Source organism: Dietzia timorensis (assembly GCF_020742175.1).
In the GTDB taxonomy this organism is placed as follows: domain Bacteria; phylum Actinomycetota; class Actinomycetes; order Mycobacteriales; family Mycobacteriaceae; genus Dietzia; species Dietzia timorensis_A.
The window spans coordinates 1-11453 of record NZ_DYXM01000214.1 but is presented as its reverse complement, the minus strand read 5'-3'; the positions used below and the strand labels follow the sequence as shown (position 1 = coordinate 11453).

The window sequence follows — 11453 nt, the reverse complement described above, 5'->3', positions numbered from 1 at the left end:
GAGATCCTCACCGTCCCCACCGGCGGGATCGAGGCCTTCGGCCCGGAGCTGTAGCGGCGTGCCAGCGTCGGCCATCCTCATCGCAGGGACAACATCGGACGCCGGTAAATCGATGGTGGTGGCCGGGCTCTGCCGCGCCCTGGCGCGCCGGGGGATCTCCGTCGCGCCGTTCAAGGCGCAAAACATGTCGAACAATTCGGCAGTGACGGCGGACGGCGGAGAAATCGGGAGAGCGCAGGCTCTCCAGGCGGAGGCTTGCGGGCTCGCGCCGAGCACACTGTTCAACCCTGTTCTCCTCAAGCCCGGGTCCGATCACCGCTCGCAGGTAGTCGTGCGGGGTCGTGTGTCCGGGACCATCACCGCCGCGGACTATCACGAGCGGCGTTCCCATTTGCGCAGCGTCGTAGCCGATGCGCTCGACGACTTGCGCGACACATATGATGTCGTCCTCTGCGAAGGCGCCGGGTCTGCCGCGGAGGTCAACCTCCGCGACAGCGACATCGCGAACATGGGTCTCGCCGAAGCCGCGGACATTCCGGTCCTCATCGTCGGCGACATCGACCGAGGCGGAGTGCTCGCACACTTCCTAGGCACGCTCGCCGCACTTGGCACCGACGATCAAACTCGGGTTGCCGGGTTCATCGTCAACAAATTTCGCGGTGATTTATCCCTACTCAGACCTGGGCTCGACTGGGTCGAGGAGACCACGGGCCGCGTCGTTCTCGGTGTCGTCCCGTTCCTGACCGACCTTTGGATCGACACCGAAGACGGGCTAGGCGTTACCCCGGGGGCGACGGTCGGCCGCCCTCAGCCACCCGCGGGGAGTCGGTGGCTCGACGTTGCCGCGATCCGGTTGCCGCGGGTCTCGAACTCTACGGACGTTGAGGCACTTGCCATGGAGCCCGGGGTGCGCGTGCGCTGGGTCGACAACCCCGCCGACGTGAGCGCCGCCGATTTCGTCGTCATCCCCGGTTCCAAGTCGACGGTCGCCGACCTCGCATGGCTCCGCGAGCGGGGCCTCGACGTCGCCATCGCCGACGCGCATAGCGACGGAGCCGTGATCTTCGGGATCTGCGGTGGATTCCAGATGCTGTCCCACCGGATAGATGACGCCGTCGAGTCCCAGCACCCTGGTGGACCCGTGAGCGGCCTCGACCTTCTCCCCGTCGATATCGAGTTCAGCAGCAGCAAAACCGTGCAGTCCCTCGAGGGACCGGTGAGGTTGTTCGAGGGCAACATGACGGTCCAGGGGTACGAGATCCACCATGGGCAGGTGCGTAGGAATGACGCCGAACCGCTGCACGCCGTCGCAGGCGCTCCCGAGGGCGCGCGCCGTGGCAACGTCTACGGAAGCCACATTCACGGCCTGTTCGCCAACGACGAGTGGCGGCGGGTTTTCCTGCGCGGCGCACTCTCGGCGCGTGTCCCCGGATTCATCGTTGCGGACGACACGTGCGTGGCGTCGGAGCGAATGCGGCAGCTCGACGTCATCGCCGATGCGGTTGAACAGGCGCTGGACGTGGACGCGATCGTCGAGATGGCCTCGTCCGCGCCACGGTTCGGGCCGACCCTACGGCTCGCTCGCGGCGAGGAGCCCGCAGAGTAGGCCCGGCGTTGCCGGCTAGAAGCCGCGGTCAGGGAAATCCAGTCCGAGCAGTGCGTTCTCGACGACCTCGGTGAGCGCGGGGTGGATCCAGTACTGTCCGCGCGCCATGTCTTGGACGCCGAGGCCGAATGTCATCGCCTGGACGAGCGGCTGAATGAGGATCGAGGCCTCGTGGCCGAGGATATGCGAGCCGAGGATGCGGCCTGTGGAGCGATCGGCGATGAGCTTGACGATGCCGACCGGCTCCACCATGGCCCAGCCGTAGGCGACATCGGAATACTGCTGCACCTTGACCGTGATGTCGTGACCGGCGGCGAGAGCCTCCTCTTCGGTCATGCCCGCGCCGGCGATCTGCGGCGAGGAAAAGACCGCGTACGGGACGACGTCATGATTGAACGAACGAAGATCGTCCGGGTGCAGAAGGTTGTGCTGGACGACGCGCAGCTCGTGGTTTGCTACGTGCTTGAGCTGGTAGGGGGAGGAGATATCTCCGATCGCCCACACGCCATCGGCCGAAGTCCGTCCGAACTCGTCGACCTTGACGCGGTCGCCGTCGAGCTCGATGCCCGCGGCTTCGGCGTCGAGAAGGTCGGCGTTGGGCTTGCGGCCCGTGGCCACGAGGAGCATGTCGCCTTCGACGGACGAGCCATCGGGGAAATCAACCTTGGCTCCCGTGCCGTCGGCCCGAGCGGACACCTTCTGCGGCGTCTTCCCGAGGTGCAGATCCCACTTATCGGACACCGCCTCGGTGAAGGTCTCGCTGATCGTTGTGTCGGTGTGCTTGAGAAGGCGCCCCGAGCGACCGATCACCGACACGGAGGTGCCGAAGGCTGAGAACACGTGCGCGAACTCTGCGGCGATGTACCCAGAACCCAGAATGACCAGGGATTTCGGCGGCTCGGGAATGCGCATAATCGTGTCGCTCGTGTGGTAATCGATCCCGGAGTCGGTGACGATCTGCGGAACCGCGACACGTGCACCGGCGGCGATGAGGATCGTGTCTGCGGAGATGGTGGACCCGGTTCCGGTATCGATGGTGCGGGGACCGACGAACCGGGCATGGCCGTCGTAGACGGTGATGTTCTCGCACTCGTTTCGGCGGTAGTTTTCGCCACCTTCGGCGATTTTATCGATCCGCTGGGAGAAGATCCGGTCGACGATCTCGGACCAGTTCGCCCCGCCGAATTGCGTGTCGATACCGAGACGGGCGTTGGTGGACGCGGCTTCGGCCTGGTCGGCGGGGAAGACGAACATCTTGGTCGGGATGCACCCGCGATTGAGGCAAGTGCCGCCGAACGTCCACTCTTCGCAGATGGCGATCTTCTTGTCTGCAAAGTCCTCACTCGGCAGGGAATTTCCCGATCCGGTGCCGATGATGATGACGTCGAAGTGTTCGTCGACCGAATTCTCGGACATGTTGTGTCGTGTCTCCTTTGGCTATGAATCTATGAGGGTGCTTACACACCGATCGATTGGGCGTCCATCCAGCTGATGAGCTCGGCTACCGCCTTTTCGCGGACGTCGATCGTCGAGAGTAGGACGTCGTGCCTCGCGCCGGCGAGCGGCGTGTCGGTTAAGCAGCGTGAAATGCGTGGCCCGTACTTCTTCATCGAACGGACATCGAGAATGAGGTCGGCGTCGGTGCGCCATCTGCTCGAACGCTCCGATCGAAGCATGAGCACGGGCAGATCGAGGTCGAGACCCTTCTGCAGCCGCAGTTGCCCGCGCCGGACTGCGGCCAGCCAGCCGGGACGCACACCGGCGCTGTCGATGGGCTTGAGCGCGCGCTCGTAGTCGAATTCCCCCAGGCGCGAGGACGAGAGCGACGAACCGTAGGTCTCGTTCGTCGGCAGGGGGAGAACGCGTTTCGGGGCGAGTTTGCCGAGGGCGGCGATCAGACCGTCGACGGCGGGCATGATGCGGCTTGCCCTGAAGGGTACGAACGCGTCGACGTCAAACTCCAGCCAGGGGCTGTTGAGGACGAGACCGGCGACGTCAGGGAACGCGCCGGCGTCGCGCCGGTCGGCCAGCCACAGCGGAACGATGAGGCCTCCGGTCGAGTGGCAGATCGGCACGATTGGGGCGGAGGTGTCTGCGCGGATCGCGGCGATGGCCGCGTCGAGCTCGGCCCCGTAGCGGGAGAGGTTCGTCGAGTAATGCGCGCTCATGCCCGGCCGGAGCGAGCGTCCACATTTGCGCAGGTCGATTCCGTAAGTGGCGATGGACTCGTCGGAGAGGCGCTCGGCGACATGGGAATGGAAGAAGTAGTCCGTGAAACCGTGCACCCACAGCACGACCGCGCGCGGGCGCTCTCGGACCGCGGGATCGTAGCGCACGAGCGTGGCTGTGATGTGTCCTTCGCCCTCGGGATCGTCCCCAAGATCGATTGTCAGCGACGAATAATCGTCCCCCAACCGGTCGGATCCCCATTCTCCGAGCGTCGCAGCGCCTGTTTTGCCTGGTATCGGACTCGGGTCCGTGTCGATGGCGTGGTGTGAGATTCCTTGCACACCACCACGGTACCGACCGCACTTCGGTGTGAGTACGCTAAGAGACGTGCGCGTTCACTACCTGGCGGTAACCGCCGGAATTCGTGGGCGCAAAATTACCGAAATCGATAGCGTACGAGGATGGCTGCCAGTGACGGTCCCACAGGGCAATAAGCAAACGAATACAGATGTTGTTCTCATCGGTGCGGGCGTTATGAGCGCGACGCTCGGCGCTCTGCTGCGGCGGCTGCAGCCGGACTGGTCGATCGAGATCCTCGAGCGCCTCAATGGCCCGTCGCAGGAATCCTCTGACGCATGGAATAACGCCGGCACGGGACACTCCGCGCTGTGCGAACTCAACTACACGCCCAAGACCGCTGACGGCGGCGTGGACATCACCAAGGCCGTCGGAGTCAACGAGAAGTTCCAGGTTTCGCGCCAGTTCTGGTCCTTCGGTGTCGAGAACAACCTGCTCGGCGATCCGTCCGAGTGGATCAACCCTGTCGCCCACATGAGCTTCGTCCGCGGCGAGGAGGGGCAGAAGTACCTGCGCAAGCGCTTCGAAATGCTGAGCAAGCACCCGCTGTTCGAGACCCTCGAGCACACCGAGGACATCGACGAGGTCAGCAAGCTCGTCCCGCTGGTCGGCAAGGACCGTAACCCCGACGAAAAGGTCGCACTCAGCCACATCAAGGGCGGCACCGACGTGAACTTCGGTGCGCTCACCCGCCAACTGCTCGGCTATCTGGCACGCACGGGGACCGATGTTCGCTACCAGGCCGAGGTCAAGAACCTCGAACGCAGCACCGACGGCTCGTGGAAGGTCCGGTACATCAATCGCGCCCTCGACGAGGAGCACACGATCAACGCGAAGTTCGTCTTCGTCGGTGCCGGCGGCGGTGCTCTGCACCTGCTTCAGAAGTCCGGAATTCCGGAGATCCGCGGAATCGGCGGCTTCCCGGTGGGCGGACAGTGGCTGCGTTGCACCAACGAGGAGCTCATCGAACAGCACAATGCAAAGGTGTACGGCCAGGCCGCCGTGGGCGCCCCGCCGATGTCGGTTCCGCACCTCGACACCCGCGTGATCGACGGTAAGCGCGCGCTGCTCTTCGGGCCGTTCGCGGGCTGGACCCCGAAATTCCTCAAGCGCGGAAGGTTCACCGATCTTCCCCTGTCCGTGCGCCCGAACAACTTCCTGTCCATGGCCGGCGTCGGCGTCACCGAGCTCGGTCTTGTGAAGTACCTCGTCACCGAGCTCGCCAAGACGCACGAAAAGCGAGTTGAGACGCTCCGCGAGTTCATGCCGAGCGCCGAAGCCGGCGACTGGGAAAAGGTCATCGCCGGCCAGCGCGTGCAGGTCATCAAGCCGAACAAGAAGACCGGCGGAACGCTGGAATTCGGTACCGCCGTCGTCAACTCATCAGATGGTTCGATCGCCGGTCTGCTCGGTGCCTCCCCGGGAGCCTCCACCGCAGTCGATGCGATGCTCGATGTGCTCAACCGGTGCTTCCCGGACCGGATGGCGACGTGGGATTCGGCGATCAAGGAAATGGTTCCGTCCTACGGCCGCTCGCTGTCCGAGGACGTCACCTTGTACAACGAGCAGTTCGAGCGTTCGCAGAAGGCGCTCAAGCTCGAGTCCTAGACCGCGCGAGCACTTTTCGTAAGGGGGCGGCAGGGCCCGGTATGCAACCGGGTACCTGCCGCCCTCCCCGCTATTGCGCGGACAACGAGTGGGCGTGAAGCACGGAGTTACCGAGACAGGAGCGCTAGACGTGAGCAACGATAACGAGTCGGGGCGCCGGGAGCGTTTCCCGTTTACAGCGATCGTCGGCCAATCCGGCCTGCGGATGGCGTTGCTGCTGCTGTCCGTAGATCCCCGTCTGGGCGGAGTTCTCATCCAAGGTGAGAAGGGAACCGCGAAGACTACCGCCGTCCGCGGACTCGCTGATCTTTTGCCCGGGCACGTGCCAGGTGAGCGCGGTGCATTCGTCGAGTTGCCGCTCAGCGCCACCGAAGACCGTGTTGTCGGTTCCGTGGACGTCCAGAGCCTCGTCGCGGACGGCTCGGCACAACTCAAATCGGGGCTTATCAGCGCCGCCGACGGCGGAGTTCTCTACGTCGACGAGGTGAACCTTCTCGCCGACAATCTCGTCGATGTACTCCTCGACGCGGCGGCGACCGGCCAGGTCTCCGTCGAGCGCGATGGTGTGTCGGCGTCGGCCGATTCCCGGTTCGCGCTCGTGGGCACGATGAACCCCGAGGAGGGGGAGCTCCGCCCTCAGCTGCTCGACCGTTTCGGTTTGTCCGTTGAGGTGACGGCGCCGGGTGATGCCGCCGAGCGCGTCGAGGTCATCACTCGTCGCCTCGAGTTCGAAGCCGATCCTGCGTCATTCGCGGAGCGATATGCGGAGGCGGAAATGGCTCTGTCGGCGCGCATAGTCCGGGCTAGGGAACATCTCTCCGCCGTCCGTGTGCCCACCCGGGAACTCCGCCGCATCGCGCTTGTCTGCATCGAGACCGATGTCCAAGGACTCCGCGCCGACGTCGTCTGTGCACGGGCGGCCAAGGCGCACGCCGTGCTCGAGGGGCGCAGCGAGGTGGTCGAGGCAGACGTGCGCGCTGTCGCCAGCTTTGTTCTTCCGCACCGCCGTCGGCGCGATCCGTTCGACCCGAGCGGCATGTCCGAGGCCGAGCTCGACGAGGCCTTTGAGACGGCTCGCCGCCAGCTCGAGGAGCTCGAGGCCGAGGACGACCCCGCCGAGACCGAGGACTCCGAGCCCGCCGACGATTCCACACAGGGGGACGACAGCGAGAACTGCCACGGCGAGGACGACGGGACCGAAGACGGACCGGACGGCGACCACGGCGACGATGACAACGGGGACGGTGATGAATCCGGTCCGCCCGGAGGCCCCTCCGATGGCCCCCCGCCGCGACCAACACCTCAGGATGACGCCGGCGGCGCCGATCCCTCAGACGACAAGGAAGACTCTTCTGCGCAGGACGCGGAGCATTCCGAGCCGGACCGGGCCTCTGACGGTCCGGTAGGCCGTGCCCTCGAGGGCGTCGATCTCCACGACAACCATGGTGCACGACCCTTGCTTTTCCGCTTCGCCGGAACGGGGAGCGGAGCGCGGGGGCGACGTTCGAAGGCGGTCACGACATCCGGTCGCTCGGTGAGGTCCGGGGCGGGCGCGTCAGGGGCCCGCCTGGACCTCGTCCGTACCGTACGTTCCGCTGCGCACCGTAACGCCAGGGAGCGCAGCGAGGCGGGTATCGCGTCACCGTTGTCCGTGAGCGGCGCAGACCTTCGTTACGCGCAGCGCGTCGGCAGGTCCGGCGATCTCGTCATCTTCCTCGTCGATACCTCCGGCTCCATGGCCGCGCGTCGGCGCCTGGAACTCGTCGCTCGCTCCGCGGTCGCGGTGCTGCGCGACGCGTACGTCCGACGCGATGTCGTGGGCGTCGTGACGGCGGGGGGCCACGGCGCCTCGGTCGCGCTCGCACCCACGCGTTCGGTGGACCTCGCGGTCGCCTCGCTCGGGAACGCCCCGACGGGCGGACGCACCCCTTTGGCCGAGGGAATCGCGGAGACCCGCCGCATGCTCACCGTGTATCGCTTACGGGATCCAGCCCGTCGCGCGATCGTTCTCATGCTTACCGACGGCCGCGCCACCGCCGGAAACGATGCCCGCACACGCGCACTGGCAGAGGCCAGGCATCTCGGATCGATGTCCCACGTCGCGCCGGTGGTGATCGATTGCGAGGCCGGCAGGGTCCGGCTCGGGACCGCGGGCAGGCTCGCACGCGCCATGGGCGCCCCGGTGGTCTCCCTCGATGGGTTGAGCGAGGGCGGGATCACGGAACTAGTGCGTAGTCGCTAGGTCCGACGTCATAAGCTGGGTGAACATTCGCCGGTCAAGGAAAGGGGCGCGATATGCCACAGGGACAACTCGATCCGGAACAGATTCCCGACGACGGACTGACGACGCGGCAACGGCGGATGCTGCCGGTTACGGCCGTCCACACGGGGAAAGGCAAGGGGAAGTCGACCTCGGCGTTCGGGACCGCGCTCCGCGCCTGGAACCAGGGGATGAATATCGGGGTGTTTCAGTTCGTCAAGAGCGCGAAGTGGAAAATCGGCGAGGAGGAGGTGTTCCTCAAGCTCGGCGAACTGCACGACGCCGAGGGCATCGGCGGAGCCGTGGAGTGGCACAAGATGGGTTCGGGATGGTCGTGGAGTCGCAAGAAGGGCGATGAATCCGACCATGCCGCGGACGCGGCCGATGGCTGGGAGGAGATCAAACGCCGACTGGCGGCTGAGCAACACGACTTCTATGTGCTCGACGAGTTCACCTACCCGCTGAAATGGGGCTGGATCGACGTAGAGGACGTCGCCGAGATCCTTAGTTCGCGCCCGGGGCGTCAGCATGTGTTCATCACCGGACGCGATGCTCCCGATCGACTCATCGACGTGGCCGACCTTGTGACCGAGATGACGCTGATCAAGCATCCGATGCAGGCAGGACGTAAGGGTCAACGAGGAATCGAGTGGTAGTGCCCGCCATTCCGGGCGCCGTGGTTATCGGCGCGCCCGCATCAGGGAATGGAAAGACGACCGTGGCGACAGGGCTTATGGCGGCGCTCGTGGGAAGTGGCCGGCAGGTGGCACCGTTCAAGGTCGGCCCGGACTTCATCGACCCGAGATTTCATAGCCTCGCAACAGGCCGGGCCGGCCGGAATCTCGACCCGAACCTCCAAGGCGCCGCACGTATCGGTCCGCTCTATGCGCATGGAAGTGCGGGGGCTGATGTCTCGGTGGTCGAGGGCGTTATGGGTCTGTTCGATGGCCGGATCGGACATATCGCCCCGGACGGCGTGTCCGGGTTCGGGTCGACTGCGCACGTCGCAGCCGAGCTCGGCGCACCTGTGATTCTCGTCGTCGACGCACGGGGATATAGCCAGTCCATCGCCGCCCTTGTCCACGGCTATGCGACGTTCAGTTCCGAGACCAGGACCGCCGGGGTGATCCTCAACCAGGTCGGATCCGATAGACACACCGCCATTCTCCGCGATGCCTGCGAATCCGTCGGCGTGCCTGTGATAGGTGCCGTGCCCCGGGATCTCGACCTCGAGGTGCCTTCTCGCCACCTGGGGTTGATGACTCCCGACGCCCTGCGCGACGCGGAACGTGCACTCTCGGCGATGGGATCGGCCATCACCGATCACGTCGACATCGACACGATCCACCAGCTCGCCTCTACATCTGTTTCTGGCGAGGCGTGGACACCCTCTTCGAATGTAGAGCAGTCTGTTTTGTCCGGTGAGGGGCCGAGGATTGCGGTTGCGTCAGGGCCGGCGTTCGGGTTTCTCTACTCGGAGTGGGCGGAGATGCTGCTCGCCCATGGAGCCTCGGTCGAATGGTTCGATCCGCGGACCGACGGGTTTCCGACCGATAGCGATGCCCTCGTCCTGCCCGGAGGCTATCCGGAGGAGCACGCCGCCGATCTCGAGGCAAACGTCGTCACGAGGAGGGCGGTGGCCGCGGCGGTCGAGAGTGGAATGCCCGTCTACGCCGAATGCGGTGGGTACGCCTATCTCGGCCGCAGTCTCGATGGGTACGACATGGTCGGAGTGCTTGACGAACGCTTCGAATTCTCCCGGCGGCTGACTCTCGGATACCGCGATGCCGTGGCTCTGAGCGGCTCGCCGCTTTTCGAGAACGGAGAGCGCGTTGTCGGCCACGAATTCCACCGCACGTCCGCCGTCATGGGCGACGAACATCCTGCGCGGCCGAATGCCCGTGCGTGGGGGTGGATCGAACAGTCTGGCGGCAGACGTGTGAGTGAGGGGCACGTCACGTCGACAATTCACGCTTCCTACCTGCATGTCCATCCCGCCGGGGCGCCTGAACTGGTGGCGCGATTGGTCCGTGCGGCACAAAACTTTAGGCTTGATAGGTGAACAATTCCGCAGTACGTGCATCCTTCGTCGCGCCCATCGATGTCGACGGTATCGGCGTCATCGTTCTCGGAGGCGGTTCGGGTGCGCATCGCGTGGTGTCCTCGCTGGTTGACGGCGGAGCGAACGTGACCATCGTGGCCGGCGACGTTCGCGCCACCCTCGAAGAGCTTCCCGGGAGCCCGGACGTCCACCGGGGGCCGTGGTCGCCGGAGCTGCTGAACGGAATCGGCCTCATCGTCGTGACCGGCGATGAACCAGGTGTCGAGGAGGCAGGCGAGGGCGTTTTCCCGGCGGCCATCGAGGCTGCCGTACGAGCGGCACGGATTCCGGTGGCGTGGGCGGATGCCGATGTGCATATGGGGGAGCGCGCGGGCATGGCCGGCGGAAGAAAGGCCGATGCGGAGGCGCTACGAGGCACAGTTGCGCTCGTCGGCGGTGGGCCCGGGGACGATGGAATGCTCACCGTCCGTGGTCGCGAACTCCTGATGTGCGCAGACGTCATCGTCGCCGACCGCCTTGCGCCGCAAAAGGTGCTCAGCGAGGTGCCCGCATCCACGGAGATCATCGACGCCGCGAAGATCCCCTATGGGAGGCAGATGGCGCAGGAAGCGATCAACGCTGCGCTTATCGAACACGCGAAGGCCGGGAAGTTCGTCGTCAGGTTCAAGGGCGGCGACAACTTCCTGTTCGGCCGCGGATACGAGGAGGCGCTCGCGCTCGCCGAACACGACATCCCCACCTTCGTCGTTCCGGGTGTGACCAGCGCGTTCGCCGCGCCGGCGTTGGGCGGGGTGTCCGTGACCCATCGCGGGGTCACGCACGAGGTCACCGTGATCTCCGGACACCTGCCGCCGGGACACGAGAAGTCGCTGGTCAATTGGTCTGCTGTGGCGGCGATGCGCGGCACCGTCGTGTTGCTCATGGCGGTGAAGAACGGTCCGGCAATCTCCGATGCCCTGCTTGAGGGCGGCCGGCCCGGCGAGACCCCGGTATCGATCATAGAATCGGCGTCGTTGACCACGGAGCGACGCGTGGATGCGACGCTCGCGTCTATGCGCCAGGTGATGAGCGAAGAGAAGATCGCTGCTCCCGCGATCATCGTCATCGGTGACGTAGCGGGACTGCCCCAGGTGCTGGCGCCCACGAGGTTCTAGTCACTCGAGGGTGCGGGAGTCCCTGGGGCCTCCGGGGCGCGGACCTTCGCCGTCAGGAGGTAGGCGCCGATAAGCGTTGCGAGCCAGACGACCAGGTAAGGCTCGTGCAGGATGATTCCCCACGGCTCAATCAGTGCCTGCCCGGACATGAACCAGCCGGTCCCGATCCATAGTCCCTCGGGTTGTTCGGCGACAGGCCATGTGAAGGTCCAGGCCCCTATGAAAAAGTAGAGGACG

General features: G+C 65.4%; 9 protein-coding genes. 6 read left to right on the top strand and 3 right to left on the bottom strand.

Annotated elements, in window-relative coordinates:
* The first annotated feature begins 58 nt into the window (after positions 1-58).
* A complete protein-coding gene (locus K8V11_RS10695) occupies positions 59-1606 on the top strand; it encodes a cobyric acid synthase (protein ID WP_303913855.1) in 1548 nt (515 codons plus the stop codon).
* Positions 1607-1621: 15 nt separating this feature from the next.
* On the opposite strand, the gene mtr is transcribed toward K8V11_RS10695, so the two are convergent.
* Together mtr and K8V11_RS10685 are read right to left on the bottom strand one after the other, a co-directional pair.
* Positions 1622-3022: a mycothione reductase gene (gene mtr / locus K8V11_RS10690; RefSeq protein ID WP_303913849.1), complete on the bottom strand. Its 1401-nt coding sequence runs from the start codon at positions 3020-3022 to the stop codon at positions 1622-1624.
* 41 nt (positions 3023-3063) lie between these two features.
* On the bottom strand, positions 3064-4116 hold the full coding sequence (locus K8V11_RS10685; RefSeq protein ID WP_303913847.1) for an alpha/beta hydrolase: 1053 nt from the start codon (positions 4114-4116) through the stop codon (positions 3064-3066).
* Positions 4117-4246: 130 nt separating this feature from the next.
* On the opposite strand from K8V11_RS10685, the gene mqo reads away from it, so the two are divergent.
* The 5 genes from mqo (at position 4247) to cobA (ending at position 11216) form a co-directional block, all read left to right on the top strand.
* Complete coding sequence (gene mqo / locus K8V11_RS10680; protein ID WP_303913844.1) at positions 4247-5740, top strand: malate dehydrogenase (quinone); 1494 nt, start codon at positions 4247-4249, stop codon at positions 5738-5740.
* A 130-nt stretch (positions 5741-5870) separates the two neighbouring features.
* The gene (locus K8V11_RS10675) at positions 5871-7982 is read left to right on the top strand and encodes an AAA family ATPase (protein ID WP_369693069.1); all 2112 of its coding nucleotides are present in this window, start codon (positions 5871-5873) and stop codon (positions 7980-7982) included.
* A gap of 53 nt (positions 7983-8035) precedes the next feature.
* Positions 8036-8656 carry a cob(I)yrinic acid a,c-diamide adenosyltransferase gene (gene cobO / locus K8V11_RS10670; protein ID WP_303913842.1) on the top strand — a complete coding sequence of 207 codons (621 nt, stop codon included), beginning with the start codon at positions 8036-8038 and terminating at the stop codon, positions 8654-8656.
* Positions 8650-10062, top strand: a complete 1413-nt coding sequence (locus K8V11_RS10665) for a cobyrinate a,c-diamide synthase (protein WP_303913840.1) — start codon at positions 8650-8652, stop codon at positions 10060-10062. Before cobO ends, K8V11_RS10665 begins: the two co-directional genes overlap by 7 nt.
* Positions 10059-11216, top strand: coding sequence for a uroporphyrinogen-III C-methyltransferase (gene cobA / locus K8V11_RS10660; protein WP_303913837.1), 1158 nt, complete (start codon positions 10059-10061; stop codon positions 11214-11216). Before K8V11_RS10665 ends, cobA begins: the two co-directional genes overlap by 4 nt.
* Here the strand turns inward: cobA and K8V11_RS10655 are convergent.
* Positions 11213-11453 (bottom strand): hypothetical protein (locus tag K8V11_RS10655; protein WP_303913834.1); only part of this gene is annotated, 241 nt, incomplete at its 5' end. The genes cobA and K8V11_RS10655 overlap by 4 nt on opposite strands.

Bases quoted from the DNA above. Each gene is read 5' to 3' on its own strand.
- mtr (WP_303913849.1), bottom strand. From the start codon at position 3,022: ATGTCCGAGAATTCGGTCGACGAACACTTCGACGTCATCATCATCGGC.
- cobO (WP_303913842.1), top strand. From the start codon at position 8,036: ATGCCACAGGGACAACTCGATCCGGAACAGATTCCCGACGACGGACTG.